Annotated in this window: 24 protein-coding genes; 9 read left to right on the top strand and 15 right to left on the bottom strand. The window is 66.9% G+C overall.

All coding sequences use genetic code 11. From position 1 onward, the window contains the following. Positions 1 to 79: 79 nt before the first annotated feature. The 3 genes from N5D45_RS11975 (at position 80) to N5D45_RS11965 (ending at position 5,726) form a co-directional block, all read left to right on the top strand. Positions 80 to 2,044, top strand: coding sequence for an oligopeptide transporter, OPT family (locus N5D45_RS11975; RefSeq protein WP_010483387.1), 1,965 nt, complete (start codon positions 80 to 82; stop codon positions 2,042 to 2,044). Positions 2,045 to 2,276: 232 nt separating this feature from the next. Further along, on the top strand, positions 2,277 to 4,355 hold the full coding sequence (locus N5D45_RS11970) for a S9 family peptidase (protein WP_279939012.1): 2,079 nt from the start codon (positions 2,277 to 2,279) through the stop codon (positions 4,353 to 4,355). A 141-nt stretch (positions 4,356 to 4,496) separates the two neighbouring features. Beyond that, positions 4,497 to 5,726 carry a DUF819 family protein gene (locus tag N5D45_RS11965; RefSeq protein WP_029550672.1) on the top strand — a complete coding sequence of 410 codons (1,230 nt, stop codon included), beginning with the start codon at positions 4,497 to 4,499 and terminating at the stop codon, positions 5,724 to 5,726. Between the two features lie 120 nt (positions 5,727 to 5,846). On the opposite strand, the gene N5D45_RS11960 is transcribed toward N5D45_RS11965, so the two are convergent. The 5 genes from N5D45_RS11960 to N5D45_RS11940 are packed head-to-tail and all read right to left on the bottom strand — an operon-like array spanning position 5,847 to position 8,872. Beyond that, the gene (locus N5D45_RS11960; protein WP_057502711.1) at positions 5,847 to 6,329 is read right to left on the bottom strand and encodes a hypothetical protein; all 483 of its coding nucleotides are present in this window, start codon (positions 6,327 to 6,329) and stop codon (positions 5,847 to 5,849) included. Positions 6,330 to 6,374: 45 nt separating this feature from the next. Next, on the bottom strand, positions 6,375 to 6,635 hold the full coding sequence (gene minE / locus N5D45_RS11955) for a cell division topological specificity factor MinE (RefSeq protein ID WP_004148073.1): 261 nt from the start codon (positions 6,633 to 6,635) through the stop codon (positions 6,375 to 6,377). 2 nt (positions 6,636 to 6,637) lie between these two features. Further along, complete coding sequence (gene minD, locus N5D45_RS11950) at positions 6,638 to 7,447, bottom strand: septum site-determining protein MinD (RefSeq protein ID WP_010483375.1); 810 nt, start codon at positions 7,445 to 7,447, stop codon at positions 6,638 to 6,640. A gap of 37 nt (positions 7,448 to 7,484) precedes the next feature. Further along, the gene (minC, locus tag N5D45_RS11945; protein WP_049455603.1) at positions 7,485 to 8,330 is read right to left on the bottom strand and encodes a septum site-determining protein MinC; all 846 of its coding nucleotides are present in this window, start codon (positions 8,328 to 8,330) and stop codon (positions 7,485 to 7,487) included. Beyond that, complete coding sequence (locus tag N5D45_RS11940; RefSeq protein WP_010483371.1) at positions 8,276 to 8,872, bottom strand: GNAT family N-acetyltransferase; 597 nt, start codon at positions 8,870 to 8,872, stop codon at positions 8,276 to 8,278. Before N5D45_RS11940 ends, minC begins: the two co-directional genes overlap by 55 nt. Before the next feature lie 153 nt (positions 8,873 to 9,025). On the opposite strand from N5D45_RS11940, the gene N5D45_RS11935 reads away from it, so the two are divergent. From N5D45_RS11935 to N5D45_RS11920, 4 genes are all read left to right on the top strand, one after another. Next, the gene (locus tag N5D45_RS11935) at positions 9,026 to 10,228 is read left to right on the top strand and encodes a sensor histidine kinase (protein WP_057502687.1); all 1,203 of its coding nucleotides are present in this window, start codon (positions 9,026 to 9,028) and stop codon (positions 10,226 to 10,228) included. Then, complete coding sequence (locus N5D45_RS11930) at positions 10,228 to 10,869, top strand: response regulator transcription factor (RefSeq protein ID WP_279939009.1); 642 nt, start codon at positions 10,228 to 10,230, stop codon at positions 10,867 to 10,869. Before N5D45_RS11935 ends, N5D45_RS11930 begins: the two co-directional genes overlap by 1 nt. Before the next feature lie 234 nt (positions 10,870 to 11,103). Next, entirely contained in the window at positions 11,104 to 12,177 is a 1,074-nt protein-coding gene (locus N5D45_RS11925; RefSeq protein ID WP_021203110.1) for an SRPBCC family protein, read from the top strand. Positions 12,178 to 12,281: 104 nt separating this feature from the next. Next, entirely contained in the window at positions 12,282 to 12,653 is a 372-nt protein-coding gene (locus N5D45_RS11920; protein WP_057502689.1) for a DUF423 domain-containing protein, read from the top strand. A 159-nt stretch (positions 12,654 to 12,812) separates the two neighbouring features. On the opposite strand, the gene N5D45_RS11915 is transcribed toward N5D45_RS11920, so the two are convergent. From N5D45_RS11915 to N5D45_RS11895, 5 genes are read right to left on the bottom strand one after another with little or no spacing between them, the layout of a single operon-like run. Then, positions 12,813 to 13,622 (bottom strand): M15 family metallopeptidase, encoded by an 810-nt coding sequence (locus N5D45_RS11915; protein ID WP_057502690.1) that lies wholly within the window; start codon positions 13,620 to 13,622, stop codon positions 12,813 to 12,815. A gap of 9 nt (positions 13,623 to 13,631) precedes the next feature. Further along, positions 13,632 to 14,222 carry a PH domain-containing protein gene (locus N5D45_RS11910; protein WP_279939008.1) on the bottom strand — a complete coding sequence of 197 codons (591 nt, stop codon included), beginning with the start codon at positions 14,220 to 14,222 and terminating at the stop codon, positions 13,632 to 13,634. A gap of 3 nt (positions 14,223 to 14,225) precedes the next feature. After that, entirely contained in the window at positions 14,226 to 14,405 is a 180-nt protein-coding gene (locus N5D45_RS11905) for a DUF4177 domain-containing protein (protein ID WP_010483360.1), read from the bottom strand. Beyond that, positions 14,402 to 14,581, bottom strand: a complete 180-nt coding sequence (locus N5D45_RS11900) for a hypothetical protein (protein ID WP_010483358.1) — start codon at positions 14,579 to 14,581, stop codon at positions 14,402 to 14,404. Before N5D45_RS11900 ends, N5D45_RS11905 begins: the two co-directional genes overlap by 4 nt. Positions 14,582 to 14,626: 45 nt before the next feature. Continuing rightward, positions 14,627 to 15,508 carry an SPFH domain-containing protein gene (locus N5D45_RS11895; RefSeq protein WP_057502692.1) on the bottom strand — a complete coding sequence of 294 codons (882 nt, stop codon included), beginning with the start codon at positions 15,506 to 15,508 and terminating at the stop codon, positions 14,627 to 14,629. Between the two features lie 137 nt (positions 15,509 to 15,645). Here N5D45_RS11895 and purT point away from each other — a divergent pair, with 137 nt between their 5' ends. Continuing rightward, the gene (gene purT / locus N5D45_RS11890) at positions 15,646 to 16,833 is read left to right on the top strand and encodes a formate-dependent phosphoribosylglycinamide formyltransferase (protein WP_057502693.1); all 1,188 of its coding nucleotides are present in this window, start codon (positions 15,646 to 15,648) and stop codon (positions 16,831 to 16,833) included. Between the two features lie 97 nt (positions 16,834 to 16,930). Here purT and N5D45_RS11885 read toward each other — a convergent pair whose 3' ends face one another. Continuing rightward, complete coding sequence (locus N5D45_RS11885) at positions 16,931 to 18,145, bottom strand: endonuclease/exonuclease/phosphatase family protein (RefSeq protein ID WP_049411395.1); 1,215 nt, start codon at positions 18,143 to 18,145, stop codon at positions 16,931 to 16,933. 38 nt (positions 18,146 to 18,183) lie between these two features. Next, complete coding sequence (locus N5D45_RS11880) at positions 18,184 to 18,939, bottom strand: arginyltransferase (protein WP_010483343.1); 756 nt, start codon at positions 18,937 to 18,939, stop codon at positions 18,184 to 18,186. Positions 18,940 to 19,095: 156 nt separating this feature from the next. On the opposite strand from N5D45_RS11880, the gene N5D45_RS11875 reads away from it, so the two are divergent. Next, positions 19,096 to 19,656 carry an EF-hand domain-containing protein gene (locus N5D45_RS11875; RefSeq protein WP_043396741.1) on the top strand — a complete coding sequence of 187 codons (561 nt, stop codon included), beginning with the start codon at positions 19,096 to 19,098 and terminating at the stop codon, positions 19,654 to 19,656. Between the two features lie 51 nt (positions 19,657 to 19,707). On the opposite strand, the gene N5D45_RS11870 is transcribed toward N5D45_RS11875, so the two are convergent. The 3 genes from N5D45_RS11870 to tesB all read right to left on the bottom strand — a co-directional run bounded on the left by N5D45_RS11870 (position 19,708) and on the right by tesB (position 22,572). Next, positions 19,708 to 20,925 carry a sigma-70 family RNA polymerase sigma factor gene (locus N5D45_RS11870; RefSeq protein ID WP_057502694.1) on the bottom strand — a complete coding sequence of 406 codons (1,218 nt, stop codon included), beginning with the start codon at positions 20,923 to 20,925 and terminating at the stop codon, positions 19,708 to 19,710. 224 nt (positions 20,926 to 21,149) lie between these two features. Then, positions 21,150 to 21,659 carry a pathogenicity-like protein gene (locus N5D45_RS11865; protein WP_279939007.1) on the bottom strand — a complete coding sequence of 170 codons (510 nt, stop codon included), beginning with the start codon at positions 21,657 to 21,659 and terminating at the stop codon, positions 21,150 to 21,152. A gap of 4 nt (positions 21,660 to 21,663) precedes the next feature. Next, a complete protein-coding gene (gene tesB, locus N5D45_RS11860; protein ID WP_005412623.1) occupies positions 21,664 to 22,572 on the bottom strand; it encodes an acyl-CoA thioesterase II in 909 nt (302 codons plus the stop codon). Positions 22,573 to 22,591: the final 19 nt, after the last annotated feature.

Raw genomic sequence — 22,591 nt, 5'->3', positions numbered from 1 at the left:
CCAGCCGGTACCAACCGCACTGGACTTGCCGCCCCCTGAACGCTAGCGTGGCAGGGATTTTTTGCCAGCAGGGGCTTCCATGAACCACGACGCTGCGCCCAAGCAGCTCACCTTCCGCGCAGTGGCCCTGGCCATCGTGCTGGCGGTGGTGCTGTCGGCCGCAAACGCCTACCTCGGTCTGTTCGCAGGCCTGACCATCGCCACCGCCATTCCCGCCGCGGTGATTTCCATGGGCGTGCTGCGCCTGCTGGGCGGTGGCTCCATCCTTGAAAACAACATCGTGCAGACCGGCGCTTCGGCCGGCTCGTCGATCGCCGCCGGTGTGATCTTCACCATTCCGGCGCTGGTGATCATGGGCTACTGGCCGGACTTCAAGTACTGGTGGGTGCTGGGCATCGCCGGCCTTGGCGGCCTGCTGGGTGTGCTGTTCTCGGTGCCGCTGCGCCGTTCGATGATCGTCGAAGACCCGCTTCCGTTCCCGGAAGGCAAGGCCGCGGCCGAAGTGCTCAAGGCCGGTGAGAACCCGGGCCCGGGCCTGAAGATCCTCGGCCTGTCGGCGGTGATCGGTGCCTTCGTCAAGCTGGCCGCGGAAAGCGGCATGCGCCTGATTCCCGATGCCTGGGCCACTTCGGCCTACGTCGGCAGCTCCAAGGTCACCGCCTTCATCGGCACCAACCTGTCGCCGGCACTGCTGGGCGTGGGCTACATCGTCGGCCTCAACGTCGGCATCGTGGTGGTGTCCGGCTCGATCCTGACCTGGCACATCGCCATTCCGATCTACCAGGCGTTCTTCATGAACACCGATCCGGCACTGGCCGCGTCGGTCGCCACCGCTTCGTCCACCGAAGCCGCGTTTGCCATCTGGGGTGCGAAGATGCGCTACCTGGGTGTCGGCGCGATGCTGATCGGTGGTATCTGGACCCTGATCTCGCTGCGCAAGTCGCTGCTCAACGGCGTCAAGAGCGGCTTTGCCGCCGCCCGCAAGAGCGGCGGCCCGGTGCTGGCGCACACCGAGCGCGACCTGCCGATGAAGTGGATGCTGGTGGCCCTGGTGGTCTTCGTGCTGCCGCTGCTGGCCCTGTACCAGGCCATCGTCGGCCAGTGGCACGTGTCGATCCCGATGACCCTCATCATGATCGTCGCCGGCTTCCTGTTCGTGTCGGTCTCGGCCTACCTGGCCGGCCTGATCGGTTCGTCCAACAACCCGGTCTCGGGCATCACCATCTCCACCATCCTGTTCGCCTCGGCCGTGCTGGTGGTGCTGCTGGGCGCCGATGGCCTCAAGCCGGTCGGTGCCGGCGGTGCGCCGCTGGGTGCGGTGGCTGCGATCATGATCGGCGCGGTGGTGTGCTGCGCTGCGGCGGTCGGCGGTGACAACCTGCAGGACCTCAAGGCCGGCTACATCGTCGGCGCCACCCCGTGGAAGCAGCAGTTGATGCTGGGCATCGGTGCGTTCTCGTGCGCACTGATCATGGCCCCGGTGCTGAACCTGCTGGCTACCGCCTACGGCATCGGCGTGAAGTCCGAGCTGCACCCGAACGCGCTGGCTGCACCGCAGGCCAACCTGATGGCCTCGGTGGCCAAGGGCCTGTTCGGTGGCGAACTGCCGTGGACCTTCATCGGCATCGGTGCCGTGGTCGGCGCCGCCATCATCGCCTTCGACAGCTGGCTGAAGTCGCGCAACGCACGCTTCCGCGTGCCGGTGCTGGCCGCCGCCATCGGTATCTACCTGCCGCTGGAACTGATGGTGCCGATCTTCCTCGGTGGCCTGATTGCCCACCTGGTGGAGCGCTTCCACAAGGTGCGCGCCGATGACGAAGAAGGCCGCGACCGCGTGCACAAGCCGGGCGTGCTGTTCGCTGCCGGCCTGATCACCGGCGAGGCGCTGATGGGCATCGCCATCGCGATTCCGATCGTGGTCAGCAGCCGCGCAGACGTGCTGGCCGTGCCGTTCCACCTGCCGGGCGCACAGTGGATCGGCCTGGCCGTGCTGTTCCTGGTCGGCTGGCTGATCTACCGCACTGGCAAGTACGCCAAGGCGTAATGCAGGGGGTCGGATCCCTTCCCGGAGGGAAGGGCTCTGACCCCACGCTGACAGCGTCTGGGGTCAGAGCCGATTCCGCCGGAATCGGATCCGACCCCCGTGTCCCCACAAACCGCGCTACGGCGCGGTTTGCTGTTTCTGGCGATTGCCGCCCACAGGCATGACCGATGGCCTTGGCAGCCCCGGCCGCACGGGCCTAACATCGGTTTTTTGCCGTCCTGCGGAGACCCCGATGAAACTGCGTCATGCCCTGCTGCCACTGAGCCTGCTGGCCGCCCTGCCCAGCGTTGCCGCTGCCCGTGGCCTGGAAGTCCGCGACATGGTGGCCATGGACCGCGTCTCCGCGCCGGTACTGACCGCTGACGGCGGCACCGTGGTGTTCGCCAAGCGCAGCGTCGACGCCAACCTGAAGGCCTCCACCGCGCTGTTCGCACGCAACCTGCGCACCCGCGATGCGGCGCCGCCGAAGCAGATCACCCCGGCTGGCTGGAACGTCAACTCCGCATCGCTGTCGGCCGATGGCCAGACCGTGTACTTCCTCAGCGCCAAGAACGGCAGCCAGCAGCTTTACGCGCAGCCGATCTGCGGCGGTGCTCCGCGCCAGCTGACCGACTTCCCGGTGGACGTGGACAGCTACCACGTGTCGCCGCAGGACGACCGCGTGTTGTTCAGCGCCGGCGTGTTCCAGGCCTGCGCCTCGGATCTGGCGTGCACCGAGAAGAAGCTGAAGGACGTGGCCGGCGCCAAGGCCAGCGGCAAGGTCTTCGATTCGCTGTTCGTGCGCCACTGGGATACCTGGAACGACGGCCGCCGCAATACCCTGTTCGTGGCGCCGCTGCCGTCGGCCAAGGCCGGCGCGGTCAAGGGCGCTTCTGCACTGAGCGCGACCATCGATGGCGACGCGCCGTCCAAGCCGTTCGGTGGCAACGATGATTTCGCGTGGTCGCCGGATGGTGCCAGCGTGGTGGCCAGCATCCGTGTGGCCGGCAAGCAGGAGCCATGGTCGACCAACTTCGACCTGTACCGCTTCGACGCCGCAGGCAAGCAGGCACCGGTCAACCTGACCGCGTCCAACCCGGCCTGGGATGCCGGCCCGGTGTTCAGCGCCGACGGCAAAACCCTGTTCTACCGTGCGATGAAGCGCCCGGGCTTCGAAGCCGATCGCTTTGGCCTGATGGCGATGGACGTTGCCAGCGGCAAGACGCGCGAGATCGCCCCGCAGTGGGATCGTTCGGCTGGCGGCATCGCCCTGTCCGCCGACGGTGCCAGCATCTACACCACTGCCGATGACCTCGGCGAACACCCGCTGTTCCAGATCGACGTGGCCAGCGGCAAGGCCACCAAGCTGATTGGCGATGGCAGCGTTACTGCTGTCGACGTGGCCGGCAACAGCGTGGCCATCACCCGCAACAGCCTGAAGAGCAACGACCAGGTACTGGTCGGCCTGCTGCCGGCCGCGGGCGAAGCCATCGGCGAACTGCGCGCGCTGACCCCGGCTGCTGGCGAGGTGCTGAAGGACGTGACCTTCGGTGACTACGAACAGTTCGAGTTCAAGGGCTGGAACAACGACACCGTGCACGGCTACGTGGTCAAGCCGCACAACTACCAGGAAGGCAAGTCGTACCCGGTCGCGTTCCTGATCCACGGCGGTCCGCAGGGCAGCTTCGGCAACGGCTGGAGCTACCGCTGGAACCCGCAGACCTACGCGGGCCAGGGCTACGCGGTGGTGATGATCGATTTCCACGGTTCCACCGGCTATGGCCAGGCCTTCACCGATGCGATCAGCCAGCACTGGGGCGACCGCCCGCTGGAAGACCTGCAGAAGGGCTGGGACGCGGCGCTGAAGAAGTATTCCTTCCTCAACGGTGACAAGGCCTGTGCGCTGGGCGCGAGCTACGGTGGCTTCATGGTCAACTGGATCGCCGGCAACTGGAACAGCCCGTTCAAGTGCCTGGTCAACCATGACGGCGTGTTCGACCAGCGCATGATGGGCTACGCCACCGAAGAGCTGTGGTTCACCGAGTGGGAGCAGGGCGGTACCCCGTACCAGAAGGCCGCGAACTACGAGAAGTTCAACCCGGTCAACCACGTGGCGGACTGGAAGAAGCCGATCCTGGTCATCCACGGCCAGCAGGACTTCCGCATTCCGGTCGAGCAGGGCCTGGCTGCGTTCACCGCTGCACAGCGCCAGGGCATCGAATCGAAGTTCCTGTACTTCCCGGACGAGAACCACTGGGTGTTGAAGCCGAACAACAGCATCCTGTGGCATGACACCGTCAATGCCTGGCTGAAGCAGCACATCGGCAACTGATGACTGCAGCGCCGCCCTTCGGGGCGGCGCTTTTGTTTTCGACGGTGGGTGCCGATGTTCCCGCCGGTGGGTGCCGACCGTTGGTCGGCACACCTTCGCCAACAGCAGCCGAGCATGGCTCGGCTCTACAAGAGCACCTGCATGATCCAGAACGACATCGTCGTCTTCGGCTTGATCGCCGCCACCCTCGGCGCCGTGTTCTGGACCGCCTCGCGCGAGCAGGGCCTGTGGAAGCGCTTCTACACGTTCGTGCCGGCGCTGCTGCTGTGCTACCTGATTCCCGGCATCTACAACACCGTCGGCCTCATCGATGGCCAGAACACCAAGCTCTACAACCCGATCGCACGCGACATCCTGCTGCCGGCGGCGCTGATCCTGCTGACGCTGGCGGTGGACATCAAGGGCATCCTGCGGCTGGGCCCGAAGCTGGTGCTGATGTACCTGGGCGCATCGGCCAGCATCATGCTCGGCGCGGTGGTGGCCTTCCTGCTGATGCGCGCGGTGCATCCGGAAACCGTGGCCGGCGACACCTGGGCCGGCATGGCCGCGTTGGCGGGCAGCTGGATCGGTGGCGGCGCCAACATGCTGGCGATGCGCGAAGTGTTCGACGTCAACGCCACCACGTTCGGCCAGTTCGCGGTGGTCGACGTGGGTGTCGGCTACGTGTGGATGGCGGCACTGATCTTCCTGGCCGGGCGCGCCGCGAAGATCGATGCACGCAGCGGCGCCGATACCTCGGCCATCGATGAACTGAAGGAGCGCATCGCGCGCTTCCAGGCCGAGCACGAGCGCATTCCCAGCCTTACCGACCTGATGCTGATCGTGGCGGTGGCCTTCGGTGGCGTGGGCCTGTCGCACGCCATCGGCGCGCCGCTGGCGGCGTGGTTCAAGGCCAACGTCAGCTGGGCTTCGCAGTTCAGCCTGGATGCGCCATTCGTGTGGGTGGTGGTGCTGTCGACCTCGCTGGGCCTGAGCCTGAGCTTCACCCGTGCACGTACCCTGGAAGGGGCGGGCGCCTCGCGGCTGGGCTCGCTGCTGCTGTATTTCCTGATCGCCTGCATCGGCATGCAGATGGATCTGCTGGCGCTGCTGGATCGCCCGTGGCTGTTCCTGCTCGGCCTGATCTGGATTGCCGTGCACATCGTGCTGCTGTGGTGCCTGGGCAAGCTGCTGAAGGTGCCGTTCTTCTATTTCGCGATCGGTTCGCAATCGAACATCGGTGGCCCGGCCTCGGCGCCGGTAGTGGCGGCCGCGTTCCATCCGGCGCTGGCGCCGGTGGGCGTGCTGCTGGGCACGATGGGCTATGCGACCGGCACGTACCTGGCCTACATCGTCGGTATTACCCTGCGCGCGCTGGCCGGGCAGGGGTGATCCTGTAGAGCCGAGCCCATGCTCGGCTGCTTCTGGCTTTGCATTCGCGCTCGTGACAGCGAAGAGCAGCCGAGCATGGGCTCGGCTCTGCAGTAGATCCACGCCATGCGTGGATGGCGGTTACGCCGCCTGCAGCAACCCGCGTTCGATCAACCACGCCCGCGCATCCTCGGCGTCCTGTTCAAACCACGCCTTGGTGGATCCCAGCCGATACGTATACCCCCAGGCATCCATGTCGGCCATCAGCCGCGCAGTGCCAACACCCGGTAGCTGCCCGGCCAGCACGATCTGCAGGTAGCAGGTGGCATCTTCCTCGGCCACCGAGTCGGTGGCGTCGGTATGCACCCGCGCACGCCGCTCCGGCGGCAGCACGATCAGGTGGCAGGCTTCGTGCAGCATCGAATGCACGGGAGTGTCGTCGCGCACATACACGTTGCTGGCGATGATGCCGGCCTCGGGCTCGCCCCAGTAGCTGCCGGGAATCGCTTCACCGGCCGCGACGTGGTGCAGCCGCAGGCCATGCGCGGCGAGCAGGCGCTGCGCATCGGCGAAGGCGATGTCGCCCACGCAGGTGATGTCCACGGCGGTTGTCGTATCGGTCATGCGGTTGGGCAGCCTCGCCCATGCAGGCACGGGCGGGGCAGGAGATCAGGGTTTGTCCGGGCCTTCAGGCAGCGCCACGGAGATGTCCAGCACGTCGTGCTGGCCATCTTTCACCAGGTCGACCTTCACCGCATCGACGTCGATGTTCACGTACTTCTTGATCACTTCCAGCAGCTCACGCTGCAGCAGCGGCAGGTAATCGGGGCCGCCACGGTTGCTGCGTTCCTGCGCGATGATGATCTGCAGGCGGTTCTTGGCGGTTTCGGCGGTGGTCTTCTTCGCTTTGAGGAAATCAAACAGGCCCATGCTTACCCTCCGAACAGCTTGCTGAAGAAGCCCTTCTTCTCGACGTTGGTGAAGCGCATCGGGCGTTCTTCGCCGAGGATGCGCGCGACGGCGTCGTCGTAGGCCTGGCCGGCAGCGGACTCGACATCCAGGATGACCGGCTCGCCCTTGTTGGAGGCGTTGAGCACGTCACCCGACTCGGGGATCACGCCAATCGCCTTCAGGCCGAGCACTTCCTCGACGTCGGCGATGCTGAGCATCTCGCCACTTTCCACGCGCAGCGGGGTGTAGCGGGTCAGCAGCAGGAAGGCCGGCACGTCCTGGCCGGACTCGGCCTTGTGGGTCTTCGAATCGAGCAGGCCGATGATGCGGTCCGAGTCGCGCACCGACGACACTTCCGGGTTTACCACCACCACGGCGCGGTCGGCGAAGTACATCGCCAGGAAGGCGCCCTTCTCGATGCCGGCCGGGGAATCGCAGATGATGTAATCGAAACCGTCGGCGGCCAGGTCCTTCAGGACCTTGCCCACGCCTTCCTGGGTCAGTGCGTCCTTGTCGCGGGTCTGCGAGGCGGCCAGCACGTACAGGTTCTCGAAGCGCTTGTCCTTGATCAGGGCCTGCTTGAGGGTCGCTTCGCCGTGCACGACGTTGACGAAGTCGTACACCACGCGGCGTTCGCAGCCCATGATCAGGTCGAGGTTGCGCAGGCCGACGTCGAAGTCGATCACCGCCACCTTCTTGCCGCGCCGTGCCAGGCCGCAGGCCAGGCTCGCGCTGGAAGTGGTCTTGCCGACGCCGCCCTTGCCGGAGGTGACTACGATGATTTCAGCCAAAGGACTTCTCCTGGTTCTGCATGAGTTTGGAGCTGCGTCAGTCCAGCGCAGCGATCTTGATCTGGTCCTGTTCCAGCCACACCTGCACGGCTTTGCCGCGCAGGTTGTCCGGGACATCGTCCAGTACCTTGTAGTGGCCTGCAATGGCCACCAGTTCCGCATGGAAATCACGGCAGAAAATGCGTGCCGCGGTGTTGCCCTGGGCCCCTGCCAGCGCGCGGCCGCGCAGGGTGCCGTAGATATGGATGCTGCCGTCGGCGATGACTTCGGCGCCGGCACCGACGGTGGCCATCACGGTCAGGTCGCAGTTCTCAGCGTACAGCTGCTGGCCCGAACGCACGTTGCCCAGCTGCATGCGGCCGGGTTGCGGTGCGGCGGCGTCGGCGACCTTGGCCACCGGCGTGGCCGGCGCCGGCTTCGGTTCGGCACGGGCCGCGCGACGCGGTTCAGGCGCGGACGGCGGCGGAGCCGGCTCGGCCTCGGCACGCTCGTACTGGGCGCGGAATTTGGCCAGCAGGGGCAGCCCGAGCTGCTGCGAGAGCAGGTCGACCGCGCTGGTGCCATAGGCCAACGCCACCGGCAGCACGCCGGCACTGCGCAGGCCATCGACCAGCGCCTGCGCGGTAGCCACGTCCGGCACCTGGCTCAGGCCGCCGAAGTCGAGGATCACCGCCGCGCGGCCGAACAGTTTCGGCGCACGGGTGACGCGTTCACGCATTTCCTGCACAAGGCGCTCGACATCAAGGGTGCGGATGCGCAGGTTGGCGACGCCCACCTGGCCGATCTTCAGTTCACCGGCCTGTTCGTAATCGAAATTCACCGCCACGCTCAGGTCCCCGTCGGCCGCTGTGCCTGTGCCGGCAGCTGCCGGGCACGTGTCCATGCCACATCCGGCAGCTTGCCGCCGTAGGTCTCCTGGACCCACGGGTAGCTGCACAGTTCCTTGGCCAGCATGCTGGCGCGCACATCGACCTGCGGCATGGTGTTCTGGCCCAGCTCGCGGAAGCCGAAGCTGCCGTGGAAGAGCAGGGCGGCATCGGCGCCATGGTCGAGGAAGACTTCGCAGGTCATCTGCGGGTAGCGCAGCTCGGCGAAGCTCTGCGCGTCGGCATAGAACGCACGGCCGACGCCACCGCCACGACGGCGGCTGGCGACCACGATGCGGTCGATATAGAAGAACGGGGTGTCCAGCTGCTGCTTGAACCAGGCGAAGTTGCTGCTGTCGTGCTGGCTGTCGCTGCCGAAGCCGATCAGGAAACCGGCCAGGTTGCCGTCGCGCTCGGCGACGCGGAAATACTCAGCGGTTTCGTAGAACAGGCGCAGGCGGGCCGCATCCAGGGGAAGGATGGCCAGGCCAGCGTTGTTGTTCAAAGCCAGGACGGAATCGAGCTCGTGCTCGCGCACGTCGCGGATGACAATCGACATTGTGACTCCGTGGGGTAACGCGGTTGGTCCGTCAAATTGGACCCTGCGCACGATTATTGCATGCCCGGGGTGGGCTGCGGCATGAACAGGGGGCCGCAGATGCATGACTTCCGTGGGAGTGCGCGACGCAGGCCGGGCCCGTAGAGTGCTGGCATGTTGGGAGTCCTCAGCCATACCCGCGTCCTCCGTCTGGCCGGCCTGTTTACCTGGGTCATGGTCGGCCTGCCACTGGCGTACTCGCAGTTCGAGAACCTGCACAGCCGCAGCGATATGGGCAGCTGGGCGATCCTGCTGTTCGTCGCCTACCTGTCCTTCGGCGCCGCGTACTACTGGCTGACCCGCCTCCTGCGCAGCGACAGCGACAGTCACACCACCTGGCTGGACCGCGGCCTGCTGCTGCTGCTGACGGTTTCGGCGCTCGGCGTCAGCTACCTCAGTGGTTCCGGCCTTGGCAGCATCCTGATGATGGTGGCTGCCGGCGTCATTCCGTGGATGCTGTCGGCGCGCCTGTGCGTGCTGTGGCTGCTGGTCAGCCAGCTGGCGGTGGCCCCGGTCTATTACATGCTGCTGCACTTCCCGCTGTTCGAAGCCGTGATGCAATCGCTGCTGTATGGCGGCTTTTCCATGTTCATCTTCGTGACCAGCCTTGTCGCGCGACAGCAGACCCAGGCCCGCGACGAGCAGCGAAGGCTCAATTCGGAGCTGCGCGCCACCCGCGCCCTGCTGGCCGAAAGCGCCCGGGTCAATGAGCGAACCCGCATTTCGCGTGAGCTGCACGATCTTCTGGGGCATCAGCTGACTGCGCTGACCCTGAACCTGGAAGTGGCCGGCCACCTGGCCGAGGGCCAGGCGCTGGACCATGTGAAGCGCTCGCACGCCCTGGCCAAGCTGTTGCTGGGCAACGTGCGCGAGGTGGTCAGCCAGCTGCGTGAGACCGGCGCCATCGATCTGGCCGCGGCACTGCGCCCGCTGACCGAGAATGTGCCTTCGCTGGACATCCAGCTGGACATCGAGGATCCGCTGAACGTGGAGGACCCGCAGAGGGCCCACGTGCTGCTGCGCTGCACCCAGGAGATCATCACCAACGCGGTGCGCCACGCCGGCGCCCGCCACCTGTGGATCAAGGTGTACCGTGAAGCCCCCGACCGGGTGGTGGTGGAGGCCCGCGACGACGGTGTCGGCGCGGATATGGTCAATGTGGGCAATGGCTTGCGCGGCATGCGCGAGCGCCTGCAACAATGTGGTGGCCAGCTGCAGGTCGAAACCCGCCCCGGTGAAGGCTTCCGGTTGCGGGCGACGGTGCCGGCAACGGTGCTGGCGGCCACCCTTACCAAGGTTCCTGAAGGAGTGCGTTGATGATTCGCGTCTGCCTGGTCGACGACCAAACCCTGGTGCGGCAGGGAATCCGCTCCCTGCTGGCGCTCGACGACGGTATCGAGGTGGTGGCCGAGGCCGGCGATGGCCGGCAGGCGGTCGAGCTGATACCGCAGGTGCGTCCCGACGTGGTGCTGATGGACATGCGCATGCCGGTGATGTCCGGGCTGGAGACGCTGCAGGTGCTGTCGCGCCAGGAGCAGCTGCCGCCGACCATCATCCTCACCACCTTCGACGACGACCAGCTGGTGCTGGCCGGGCTCAAGGCCGGTGCCAAGGGCTACCTGCTCAAGGACGTGACCCTGGCGCAGCTGGTCGGTGCCATCCGCACCGTGGCCGAAGGCGGTTCGCTGGTGCAGCCGGCCGTGACCCAGCGCCTGCTGTCCGGCCTGGAGCACATGCGCAACGAGTTCGTCAGCCTGGACCGGCCGGACCCGTTGACCGACCGCGAGACCGAGATCCTGCGCCTGATGGCCAGTGGCTTCTCCAACAAGGAGATCGCCAATTCGCTGGGTGTGGCCGAAGGCACCATCAAGAACCACGTGTCCAACATCCTGTCCAAGCTGGGCGTGCGCGACCGTACGCGTGCCGTACTGAAGGCGTTCGAGCTTCAGCTGGTCTGAGGAAAACCTTTTCAGGACAATGACTTGAGGCCCAGGCATGGCCCTCGGGTGGGGTTGCCCCCTACTTCACGGGTATCGGTATGCGGTACCCTTCGAATTCTTTGTCCATACAAATACGCAGCCGGCAGGGAAACCGGTGCGCCAATCCCGATAAACAATGCCCGCGAAGCCTGCTAGGATTGGCGCTTCGCTTCAATCAACCCGGCCGTGGGATCGGCCCCGGAGACTCTCTGAATGACCCGTATTATCGAGTTCCTGATCGCCTTGGGGATCGTGGCTGGCCTGTTCGTCATCATTGGCGTATGTCTGCCGGGCGAGCGTCACATCACCGAAAGCATCGAGACCAACCGCAAGATGACGATCGTGTACGACACGGTCAGCAGCCTGCGCCGCTTCAAGGACTGGAACCCGCTGGTACTGCGCGATCCCGCCGTTGAACTGAAGCTGTCCGGCCCGGCCTCCGGCGTCGGTGCCACTCTCGACTTCACCTCCAAGGACCTGGGCACCGGTTCCTGGAAGATCACCGAAGCCGAAGAGAACAAGCGTGTTGCGATCGCCATCGATGACGCCACCAAGGGTCACGACAAGATCACCACCTTCACGCTGGAGCCGACCGGCAAGGGTGGCCGCAACGTCAAGATCACCCAGGACTACTCGGTGAAGTACGGCTTTGACCTGTTCGGCCGTTATGCAGGCCTGTATGTCAGCCGCCAGATCGGCGACGACATCAAGATGGGTCTGTCGCGCATGGCCAACATGCTGGCCACCGTCCCGAACGTGGACTACCGCACCCCGGAAGCCCCGCTGACCGATCTGGGCATCGTCGACGTGCCGGCTGAAGACCTGCTGGTCGTCAACGCCGGTAACGTGGACCGTGGTCAGGACACGATCACCAAGTCCATCAAGGACAACCAGGAGTGGATCAAGCGCGTGATGGAGGCCAATGGCCTTGAAGCCGCCGGTCCGTTCCGCATCATCACCACCGACTTCGGTCAGGAAAAGTACGCCTTCGACATCGCCCAGCCGGTGAAGAAGAAGGGTGCTGAAGGTGCCACCGCTGAAGAGCTGACCGTCAAGATCGACGGTGGCGCTCCGGTCAAGTACGTGCATGTGGCTCCGCACCGTTCGGCGCATGCCGCCTACACCGGCCACATGGCGGGTCTGGACGTGGCCCGCAACGGTCTGCGTGCCTGGGCCGTGACTTCCGGCAACGAAGTGATCGACCGTCCGTACGAAACCTGGAAGGACGGCATCGACAAGTCGTTCACCCCGGAAGGTACCTACGACATCTACTGGGCCGTCAAGTAAGCTTCGGCTGACCCATGTAGTGTTGGACACGAAAACGCGCCGCTCATTGCGGCGCGTTTTTTTTTCATCTGGCGCCCGGCAAGGGCGCTGCGCAAGGAGCCCACATGTTCAATCTCGAACGTCGCGCACGTAAGCCTTCGCTGCTGGCCTGCCTGGGTGCGCTGCTGGCCGCCGTCTCGATCGGCCTGTCGGCCTACGCCTCGCACGGTGTGGCCGACCCGCTGGCGCAGCAGCATCTGAACATGGCGGCGCTGTATGCGTTCGCGCATGGTGCGGTACTGGTGGCGCTCGGACCGCGCGCGCAGGGAGCGATCGCGCACCTGGCGCTGTACTTGCTGCTGCTGGGAGTGCTGCTGTTTTCCGGCAGCCTGGTGGGCGGCGCGTTGTGGCAGTGGCCGACGCGGATGGCACCGATTGGCGGCACCAGCATGATGGCCGGATGGGTGTTGCTGGGGATCAATGCGTTGAGGCGGTGACGGCAGCGGAGATCGGCCAAGCACGACACCGCTGCGCCGTCAGCTTCTGTAGAGCCGAGCCATGCTCGGCTTCGAGCGAAGCGACCCGCTTTTGTCTTTGCTCTCTTGTTCCATCCTGCGGCCATGCACTGATTGCCCCAGGCTTTCGCCACGAGGGGCTCAGCCGTTGGCCGGCTTCCAGCACCAGTGCCACGGTTCGTAGACGATTCCGTGCGGGTTGTCGCGGGGGTAGCTCAGATGGAAGCCGTGTTCACCGGCATGGGCCTGCAGCCACGCGAACGCGTCGGTGGCTTCGAACGATTCTTCGGCCGGCGCGTCGCCCGGCGTGCCGATGTCCAGCGCGTGGCCGCTGTGGTGTTCGCTGAACCCCGGTGCGGCATTCACCTTCAGGATCTCTGCCACGCTCAAGCCGCGCGCCAGCTTCCGTTCGAAGATGCCCAGCTGGTAGGCATGGCTGCGGAAGCCGGAGATCGCGTCCAGCGCAATTCCGTCCTGTGCCGCGTGCAGTTGCATCCGCCGCCAGCCCTGCGCGGCGCCACGGCGCAGCCACAACGGGCGGGCGAAGCGGTCGCGACCGGCGAAGTGCAGCAGGCACGGTTCGGATTCCAGCGGCAAGCCGCTGCCGTCCGCGTAGCGCTGTGCATCCAGGCCAAGCTGCTGCAGGCGCTGCTGCAACCCGGCCAGCGGCAGCCATTGTTCTTCCAGCCCGGCGGCGAAGGGCCGCGCTGCCGCGGCATCCAGCAGCGCCAGTGCTTCCTCGACCCCGGGCTCGCGTTGCAGGCGCGGCACCATGGCGTGCACACCCTGCGCCAGTACCGCCGCCAGGTAGCGACCATCGCGCTTGCGCCGCAGCACCCAGTGCGCCTGCGACAGCAGGCGTGCATCCAGGTTGCTGCGTGCACGCAGCAGGTGGGCGGGCCACAGCTCGATGGCCTCGGTATTGATCAGCAGGGGGGCGCGTCGTTGCATCGCCGCAGCTTACTGCCGTGGCGCCGACGCGGCCACCTTGCGCAGTGCATCGAGTAGGGCCTGCGGCCGGTCCACGCTGAGCAGCGTGCTGCCATCACTGACCGGCAGGGCGAGGACGCGCGCACGGTCGGTGACCAGGGCGAAGCCCTTGCCGCCGCCCTGCAGGCGGAAGTGGCCCGAGTAGAAGCCCGGCATTGAATAGCCATTGGTTTTGACACGGATGCCGTAGCGGCGGTCACGCTGCAGGTCGACCACCTCGGCCTGGTCCAGCCGCAGCTGCGCCACCGGCACGCGCCGCCGATACATCGTCGAGCGCACGTCCAGCACGTTGCCGGCCAGCGCCACGCGGCGGCGGAAGAATGCGGCTCCCAGCCCGACAGCGAGTACAGCGATGACGATCAGGCTCCATGCCGCACTGCCGCCCATCCGGAACCAGGGCGGCGACAGCGTCACTTCGATCCAGGGGGCGCCTGCCGGTGCCTTGTACAGCTGTGCGTACAGGCAGGCCACGAAGGCAGCCAGCAGCGGCAGCACGATCCAGAGCACGCGCAGCGGCGAGCTCTCGGCCACGTCAAAGGGATTGGGGTCGCTGCCGCCCATGGTTCAGGCCTCCTTCTTGAACACCAGCATCGCCGGGCGCATCGGGGCCGGGATGATGACGTTGACCAGTTCCCAGCCAAGCTGGCCCTGGCGGGTCAGTTCACTCTGGATGTCCTCGGCCTTCAGGGTGCCCATCATCGTGGTCTTCACTTCGATGGTCTGGTAACTCCAGCGCGTGCTCATTCCTTGTCCTCCGGCGATGGCGTGGGTTTCGGCAGGCGTCCTGCCCTGCGCAGGGCGTCGCGCAGCACGTATTCGATCTGCGCGTTGAGGCTGCGCAGCTCGTCGTCGGCCCAGCGCTGCGCCGCGGCCAGGACCTCGGCGTTGATGCGCAGCGGATAGGCTTTCTTCTCACTCATGGGGGCTCCTGGCGGGGCGGTGGGGCGCCCCGTTGCGAGTGTGGCTCAATACAGCGAGCCGGCATTGACGATCGGCTGGGTGCCGCGGTCCGAGCACAGCACGGTCAGCAGGTTGCTGACCATGTGCGCCTTGCGCTCCTCGTCCAGTTCAACCACGCCGTTCTTATGCAGTTCGGCCAGGGCCATCTCGACCATGCCCACTGCACCGGCCACGATGCGCGTGCGTGCGGCGATCACCGCGTTGGCCTGCTGCCGCTGCAGCATCGCCTGGGCGATTTCAGCGGCGTAGGCCAGGTGGCTGATGCGCGCGTCGATCACCTGCACACCCGCATCGGCCAGGCGCTCGGCCAGCTCGTTCTTCAGGTGCTGGGAGATCTCGCTGGCGTGGCTTCGCAGGGCCAGCTGGCCGTCCTCGTGCTGGTCGTAGGGATAGCTGGTGGCCATCGCACGCAGCGCGGATTCGGACTGGATGTGCACGAAGCTCTCGTAGTCGTCCACGTTGTAGACCGCTTCGGAGGCGTCGACCACCTGCCAGACGATCACTGCGGCGATCTCGATCGGGCTGCCGTCCAGCTCGTTGACCTTCAGCTTGCCGCTCTCGAAGTTGCGCACGCGCTGGCTGACCCGGCGCTTGGCGTAGAAGGGGTTGTTCCAGCGCAGGCCGTTGTCCTTGACGGTGCCGACGTACTTGCCGAACAGGCTCAGCACGGCCGCCTGGTTGGGCTGGATGGTGTACAGGCCGGCCAGGATGAAGACCGCGGCAGCGACCACCAGCACGCCGGCCAGCATCAGCAGCAGGTTGGGCGAGCCGGTGCTGGCCTTGGCCGCCACCCCCAGCACGAACAGCGCCCCGCCGGCCAGCGCAGCCAGCAGGGATCCGGCCAGGGTGCCGAGGCCGTTGAGGGAGGCAAGCGACTTCTCTTTCATGGCGGTACGTCCTTGAGGGTTCAAGGTGAAGATATCAAAGTGATATCACTTGTCGACTACCGTTCGTCGGATGCCATGGCCCGGGTGCCCGGCCAGCTAGAATGCCCACCCGCCTTCACATCGCTGCTGGAACTGCCATGGCCAAGCTTGGAACTCCGTTGTCCCCCTCCGCCACCCGCGTGCTGCTGCTGGGCTCGGGCGAACTCGGCAAGGAGGTGGCCATCGAGCTGCAGCGGCTGGGCGTGGAGGTGATCGCCGCCGATCGTTACGCCGACGCGCCGGCGATGCAGGTCGCACACCGCTCGCACGTGATCGACATGCTGGACGCGATGGCCCTGCGCGCGCTGATCGCCCAGGAGCAGCCGCACCTGGTAGTGCCGGAGATCGAGGCCATCCACACCGAGACCCTGGTCCAGCTGGAACAGGAGCAGGGCCTGCGGGTGATCCCGACCGCGCGTGCTGCACGCCTGACCATGGACCGCGAAGGCATCCGCCGCCTGGCCGCCGAAACCCTGGGCCTGCCGACCTCGCCGTACCGCTTCGTCGATACCGAGGCCGAGTACCGTGCTGCCGTGGCCGCCATCGGCCTGCCGTGCGTGGTCAAGCCGGTGATGTCGTCCTCGGGCAAGGGCCAGAGCACCCTGCGCAGCGAGGCGGACATCGCCCCGGCGTGGGAGTACGCGCAGACCGGTGGCCGTGCCGGTGCCGGCCGCTGCATCGTCGAAGGTTTCATCGATTTCGATTACGAGATCACCCTGCTGACCGTGCGCCACGCCGGCGGCACCTCGTTCTGCGCACCGATCGGCCACCTGCAGAAGGACGGCGACTACCGCGAAAGCTGGCAGCCGCAGCCGATGTCGAGCGCGGCACTGGCGCGCGCGGAAGAGATCTCGCGCGCGATCACCGACGACCTCGGTGGCTGGGGCCTGTTCGGCGTGGAGCTGTTCGTGAAGGGCGACGAAGTGTGGTTCAGCGAAGTGTCGCCGCGCCCGCATGACACTGGCCTGGTGACGCTGGTATCGCAGGAGCTGAGCGAGTTCGCGCTGCACGCGCGCGCCATCCTCGGCCTGCCGATTCCGGTGATCCGCCAGAGCGGCGCGTCGGCCTCGTGCGCGCTGCTGGCGCACGGCGAGGGCGTGCCGTACTTCAACAACGTCGCCGCCGCCCTGCAGATGCCGGACACCGCCGTGCGCCTGTTCGGCAAGCCGAGCGTGCACGGCCATCGCCGCGTGGGCGTGACCCTGGCGCGCGCGGAAACCATTGACGTAGCACGCGCCATCGCGCGTGATGCCGCCGACGCCATCGGCGTCGAACTGCGCCCGTAAGAAAGGAGCGACGACCAACGGTCGTCGCCTACCGAAACCCGGTGGGTACCGACCGTTGGTCGGTACAGATTTCCGTGCAGTCGACTAACAGTCGACTCTACCGCACATCCACCCACACCAGGTGGTGGTCGCTGCCGTCGGCGATCTTCGCCTCCGGGCTTTCATTGGCCGGCCAGAAGATGCCGCTGCCGATGTACTCGAAACCGGTCGAGGGCAGTACGTAGTCCAGGCGCATGGTGCCGGACTTCGGGCCGAAGTCGCCGGTGGCGTGGAACGGTGCGCCCTTGCGCTCGATGCCCTTGGCCGCATAGGCCAGGCTGGTCTGCTCACCGCCGACGCTGCGCGGGGTGGGGTAGCGCAGCACGCGGGCGTTCTCGATCAGCTCGACGATCGCCTCATGGCGGCCATCGCCGTCGACCGGGTCGTTGTTGAGGTCGCCCAGGATCACGAAGCGTGCGTCCTGCGCCAGGCCACCGCACTGGCCCTTGTCGTCACACAGCCACGGCTTGTCACCCTTGGAAAGGTACTCCTGCCACAGGCGCAGCTCGTCGTGGTTGCGCGCCGCGTTGCGCTTCTCCGGGCCGTCGAACACCGGCGGGGTCGGGTGCGAGACCAGCGCATGCACCACGCCGGCCGGGGTCTTCACCGGCACGTCCCAATGCGACTTCGACGACAGGCGCAGCTGCGACCACACCTGGTCGTTGTAGAAGCTCTGGCCGGTACGCGGATCGACCGGGCGGATGGCACCCGGCATCGCACTCCATTTCAGCAGCTGGAAGCTGCGTACCTTGGCTTCATCGATCGGGTAACGCGACAGCACCAGCATGCCGTACTGGCCCGGGTGCAGGCCGTAGCCCCACGCATCGTTGCCGCGGCTGCGGCCTTCGCCGCCGACCACGCCGTTGTTGTCCAGGTCCAGGCCACTGGGCACGCCGGTATTGACCGGGGCCAGATAGCGGTAGGCGAAATGCAGCGGCTTGCCGCCGCCGGGCTGGGCGACTTCCAGGTAGCGCTTCTGGAACAGGTCGGCGGCGCGATGGGCGTCGTCGAAATCGAATTCGTTCAGCAGCACCAGATCCGGGCGCACCTGCTGCAGTACCGCGGCGATCTTGCGTGCGTGCTCGCTGTCGCCTTCCAGTTCCTTGATCAGGCCACCGGCGTCGTCGGAGTACAGCGAGGTATTGTAGGTAGCCAGGCGCAGCGCAGTGGACGGCTTTTCGGTCATCGCGGGGGACGTGGCGAAGGCAGGGGCGGTGGCGCCGCAGAGCAGGGCCAGGGCGAGGATCAGGGGATGGCGGCGGGTCATGTTCATGGGCCGTATTGTGCACCTGGCCTGGTGTCAGCGGTTTGTCAGCGCCCGTCCAGTTCGTTGTCGAAATCGTGCCAGCGGCGGCCGTCGTACGCCTCCAGCGGATGGAAGCGGCGCTTGTAGTCCATCTTCTGGTGGCCGCGGATCCAGTAGCCCAGGTACACGTGTGGCAGGCCCTCGCGGCGCGCCCATTCAATCTGCTGCAGGATCGCGAAGGTGCCCAGCCCGCGCGCGGCGTGGTCCGGGTCGAAGAACGTGTAGACCGCCGACAGGCCGTGCTCGGTGACGTCGGTCACCGCCACCCCCAGCAGTTGGCTGGGCTGGCCGTCGTGGCCGGGCAGGCGCATTTCCATGAAACGGGTGTGCGACCAGCTGCCGATCAGGAACTGCTCGAATTCGTGCGGGCCGTGGTCGTCCATGCCGCCATTGGCGTGGCGGTGGGTGAGGTAGCGGTGATACAGCGCGAACAGGTCGTCGCGGGCGGTGGCGGCGGTGATCCGTACCTCCAGGTCGGCATTGCGGGCGGCGCAGCGGCGCTGGCTGCGGTCCGGAGCGAAGCGCGCCACCGGGATCCGCACCGCCACGCAGGCCTGGCAGTGCGCGCAATGGGGCCGGTAGACCAGATCGCCGCTGCGGCGGAAGCCCCAGCTCAGTGCCAGCGGATAGAGCGCACCGAGGCGGCGGTCGTTCGGGTCCAGCACCAGGTCGCGTGCCACCCGGTCCGACCAGTACCCGCAGGGGTGCTCGCCGGTCTGGAAAAGTCGCAGTTCGTCGTCTCTGTCGCCATGCATCGCCATGGGCACAGCATAGCCCCAGGTTGTCGCAGTGGCGGCGACTGTCCGCCGGATGAATGGCACCGGCAGCGGCGTCAACCGATGTCGCGCCCGGGCGTTGTTGTCCCCCGAGGGTGAAGTGATCACCCCGACGCTGTTCCCATCCCCAGGAGTGACCTCATGATCCGTACCCCCCTGCTGCTGGCCCTGCTGCTCGGCACCTCCGCTTCCGGTATCGCGCTCGCTGCCGACACCCCGGCCACGCCCGCGCAGCGTCCGGCCAAACTGGACACCAACGGCGACGGCGTCATCGACCGCGGCGAAGCCGCTGCCAACCCGCGCCTGGCCGCGAAGTTCGACGAGCTGGACAAGAACAAGGACGGCAAGCTCTCGCGCGATGAGCTGCCGCGCTGGAAGCATGGCCGCCGTGGCCACGGCGGTGAGCGCTGGGCCAAGCTGGACGTCAACAAGGACGGCCGCATCAGCCGCGAGGAAGCCAAGGCCGATCCGCGCCTGGCCGCGCGCTTCGACCAGCTTGATCTGAACAAGGACGGCTATCTGGACAAGGCCGACCGCGAGCTGCGCATGAAGCAGCATCGTGATGCCTGGTTCGCTGCCGCCGACACCAACAAGGACGGCCAGCTGAGCAAGGCCGAGTTCGACGCCGCCAAGGGCCCGATGCACGGTGGCCCGCGCCATGGCGGTCCGCGCGACGGTGGCGCACCGGCGCCGCAGCGCTGAGGGTCGACGCAGTGAATGACGACAACGCCGGCAGACTGCCGGCGTTGTCCGTTATACGTTTCCGCTGCGCATCAATGCATACACCACCAAGGCGATCACGAAGACGTTCGCGCCGATGATGCCGGTGCGCCCGTAGACGGATTCGTATTGCCAGTTGGTTCCGCTGCGGCCGCGCCGCGCCGAATCACGCGCGATCATGGGGGCCATCACGCGCTGCAGCGGCACCAGGCACTGGTAGTTCACCGTACCCAGGCCGATGACGAGAATGGCAAGTTGCAGCCACAGCGGCACCTGCAGCATCAGCGAAACCAACAGGCTGGTGCAGACGACCATCGCAGTGAACGTATTGAGGTGCACGAACCGTCGCACGGCCGCCCGTTCCTGCGGGGTGTCTGCGAAGCGCAGCAGGAAGCGGCCCCCCAGATAGCTGCCGATGATGCCACCGACGACGCCCCCGGCAACGGCGGCCCAGTTGCTGGCGGGTATCAGGTGCAGCTGGCTGGCGGCGGCCGTCAGTGAACCCATGGCTGCGCCGCCTGCGGCACTGACGCCGCCCAGGCCCAGCTTGCTGCCGCCCACGCCGACGCCGGTGCTGAGCAGGATCGCGGCACTGGCGGTGCCGGGTGCGGCCACCAGGACCATCGACACCACGGCGGTGGCGAATGCAGCGCTCGGCGCGCTGCTGCGTGCGAACTCACCGAAGTGCTGCAGCAGGCCGTCGCGCACCAGGGTGCGGGCGCGCGACAGGCGCTTGCGCACCGCCGCGTCGCTGAGACCGAGCAGGTCGGCCACCTGCTGCGAGCGCTGGCCTTCGCGGTAGTACAGCAACAGCACTTCGCGGCTGTCGGCGGGTAGGGTGGAGATGATGTCCTCGGCGGCGATTTCTTCCTCCACCCGCTGCAGGCGATCGGCGGCGCCCGGCGATGGATCTGCGGCCATCCCCATCGCCACCTCGGCCGCCTCGCCGGTCAGTGGACGGCCACGCTGGGCGCGCAGCCAGTCGCGGGCCAGGTTGCGGGTGATCTGCCGCAGCCACGGCAGGAAGCTGGTCGCGCTGCGCAGCTGGTGCAGCTGCTGCCAGCCCTTCACAAAGGCTTCCTGGGCAATGTCCTCGCTGGCCTGGCGGTCGCGGGTGATGGCCAGCGCGATGGCGGTGACCGTGTTCTGGCAGGCCAGCACGATGCGGCCGTAGGCGTGCTGGCAACCGCTGGCGGCAGCGGGCAGTTCGCGTTCCAGGGTCTGGTCGATCGATGCGGCGAACGTCGTCATGGCGGCGGCTCTCCTGCTGGGATTGTGTCCCATGACGGAGCTGCGCGCCCAATGTGACCGCAGATGCTGATGCATCTGCGGTCCGCGCATTCCACCTCATCCCCGCGCCGTTGGCGCACCCCCTTGAACAACAAGGGGGCTCCAATCCTGACGGGTTACGGTGAAGTCGCGACCCTGCTGCCAGGCCGCTGTGCTCGCCGGGCATGGCCCGGCGCTACCGCCTCTTACTTGGAGGGCTGGATACGGACCCGGACTTCTTCCTCTTCCGGCGCGGCCTGAGGGGCCGGTTGCGCCTGCTGCGGCTGGGCCTGCGCGGCAGGAGCCGGTGCGGCAGGTGCCGGGGCGCCGCGATGGCGCAGGCCGATCACCAGCGCCACGCCGGCGATCACCACCAGCAGGGCGATGCGGATGCGCCAAGCCCAGCCGCGGCCGCTGCCGCTCGTTTCGGCGGTGTCGCGGAAGGCGAACTCGGCGGTTGGGTGGTCGCGGCGGGTGGTGTCGAGCAGGCGGGCCTCGCGCAGGATTTCGCGTGCGCGCGGCTGATCGTCGGCGCGCACGATCCAGACTGCCGGGTAGGCGTTGGCGTTGCCCAGGTCGGTATAGCTGAACTGACCGCGGCGGCGGGTCTTGTACGAGCGCCCGTTGGTCACCTTGACGTCGATGCCGTGCTCGCGCAGCAGGTCGGCTACGCCTTCGACGGTTTCCACGCGCTGGCTGCTGAAGATCTGGCGCATCGGTTTACTCCTTGGCCGGCACGGCGGCGGCCGCGGCCTGGTCGGGAACCACGCGGATCAGGCCCTCCTGCGCGGTACTGGCCACCAGCACGCCGTTGCGGGTGAAGAACTGGCCGCGGGCCAGGCCGCGCGAATCCTGCGCGCTGGGGCTGTCCAGGGAGTACAGCAGCCAGTCGTCGGCGCGGAACGGGCGATGGAACCAGATCGCGTGGTCGAGCGAGGCCATCTGCACGTGCGGGTGGTAATAGCTGATGCCGTGCGGGAAGGTTGCCGTTCCCAGCAGGTGGAAATCGGAGGCATAGGCCAGCAGCGCCTGGTGCAGTTCCGGGGCGTCGCCGACCGGCTCGCTCAGGCGCAGCCACACCTGGTGGTAGGGCGGACGCTTGGGCGGGTTCAGTTCGTCACGCGGGTAGACATGGCGGAACTCGAACGGGCCGCCGCGCGACAGCCAGCGCTGCACCTTGATCGGCAGCCGCTCCAGCACTTCGGCCGGCAGCGGACGGTTCGGTTCGATGTCTTCCGGCTGCGGCACTTCGGGCATCTTGTGCTGGTGCTCGGCGCCGGTCTCGGCCTGCTGGAACGAGGCCGCGCAGAAGAAGATCACCTTGCCGTGCTGGATCGCAGTGACCCGGCGTACCGAGAAGCTGCCGCCGTCGCGGGTGCGGTCCACGTCGTAGACGATCGGGTGGTCGATGTTGCCGGCGCGCAGGAAGTAGGCGTGCAGTGAGTGCACGTGGCGGCCGTTGTCGACCGTGGCCTGGGCCGCGGCCAGCGCCTGGCCCAGCACCTGCCCGCCGAACACGTACTTGGTGCCGATGTCGCGGCTCTGCCCGCGGAACAGGTTGTCCTCCAGCCGCTCCAGGGTGAGCAGGTCGATCAGCTCGGAGACGACGGGTTCGGGCGTGTCGTTCAAGGGGGCGGCCACGGCAGTG

Origin of the sequence: Stenotrophomonas sp. GD03819 (genome assembly GCF_029841665.1) — a bacterium.
GTDB classification, from domain to species: Bacteria; Pseudomonadota; Gammaproteobacteria; order Xanthomonadales; family Xanthomonadaceae; genus Stenotrophomonas; species Stenotrophomonas geniculata.
Note: the sequence above shows the minus strand (reverse complement) of the source record. Positions and strands in the feature narration are given on the sequence as shown.

Coding starts and splice junctions, on each gene's coding strand:
- N5D45_RS11885 (WP_049411395.1), bottom strand. CDS start 18,145: ATGAACATGACCCGCCGCCATCCCCTGATCCTCGCCCTGGCCCTGCTC.
- N5D45_RS11900 (WP_010483358.1), bottom strand. CDS start 14,581: ATGAGTGAGAAGAAAGCCTATCCGCTGCGCATCAACGCCGAGGTCCTG.
- N5D45_RS11910 (WP_279939008.1), bottom strand. CDS start 14,222: ATGGGCGGCAGCGACCCCAATCCCTTTGACGTGGCCGAGAGCTCGCCG.
- N5D45_RS11920 (WP_057502689.1), top strand. CDS start 12,282: ATGTTCAATCTCGAACGTCGCGCACGTAAGCCTTCGCTGCTGGCCTGC.
- N5D45_RS11970 (WP_279939012.1), top strand. CDS start 2,277: ATGAAACTGCGTCATGCCCTGCTGCCACTGAGCCTGCTGGCCGCCCTG.
- N5D45_RS11960 (WP_057502711.1), bottom strand. CDS start 6,329: ATGACCGATACGACAACCGCCGTGGACATCACCTGCGTGGGCGACATC.
- N5D45_RS11865 (WP_279939007.1), bottom strand. CDS start 21,659: ATGCGCCAGATCTTCAGCAGCCAGCGCGTGGAAACCGTCGAAGGCGTA.
- N5D45_RS11940 (WP_010483371.1), bottom strand. CDS start 8,872: ATGTCGATTGTCATCCGCGACGTGCGCGAGCACGAGCTCGATTCCGTC.
- N5D45_RS11930 (WP_279939009.1), top strand. CDS start 10,228: ATGATTCGCGTCTGCCTGGTCGACGACCAAACCCTGGTGCGGCAGGGA.
- N5D45_RS11965 (WP_029550672.1), top strand. CDS start 4,497: ATGATCCAGAACGACATCGTCGTCTTCGGCTTGATCGCCGCCACCCTC.
- N5D45_RS11975 (WP_010483387.1), top strand. CDS start 80: ATGAACCACGACGCTGCGCCCAAGCAGCTCACCTTCCGCGCAGTGGCC.
- purT (WP_057502693.1), top strand. CDS start 15,646: ATGGCCAAGCTTGGAACTCCGTTGTCCCCCTCCGCCACCCGCGTGCTG.
- N5D45_RS11905 (WP_010483360.1), bottom strand. CDS start 14,405: ATGAGCACGCGCTGGAGTTACCAGACCATCGAAGTGAAGACCACGATG.
- minE (WP_004148073.1), bottom strand. CDS start 6,635: ATGGGCCTGTTTGATTTCCTCAAAGCGAAGAAGACCACCGCCGAAACC.
- N5D45_RS11875 (WP_043396741.1), top strand. CDS start 19,096: ATGATCCGTACCCCCCTGCTGCTGGCCCTGCTGCTCGGCACCTCCGCT.
- N5D45_RS11870 (WP_057502694.1), bottom strand. CDS start 20,925: ATGACGACGTTCGCCGCATCGATCGACCAGACCCTGGAACGCGAACTG.
- N5D45_RS11935 (WP_057502687.1), top strand. CDS start 9,026: ATGTTGGGAGTCCTCAGCCATACCCGCGTCCTCCGTCTGGCCGGCCTG.
- N5D45_RS11915 (WP_057502690.1), bottom strand. CDS start 13,622: ATGCAACGACGCGCCCCCCTGCTGATCAATACCGAGGCCATCGAGCTG.
- N5D45_RS11880 (WP_010483343.1), bottom strand. CDS start 18,939: ATGGCGATGCATGGCGACAGAGACGACGAACTGCGACTTTTCCAGACC.
- minC (WP_049455603.1), bottom strand. CDS start 8,330: ATGGACACGTGCCCGGCAGCTGCCGGCACAGGCACAGCGGCCGACGGG.
- N5D45_RS11925 (WP_021203110.1), top strand. CDS start 11,104: ATGACCCGTATTATCGAGTTCCTGATCGCCTTGGGGATCGTGGCTGGC.
- N5D45_RS11895 (WP_057502692.1), bottom strand. CDS start 15,508: ATGAAAGAGAAGTCGCTTGCCTCCCTCAACGGCCTCGGCACCCTGGCC.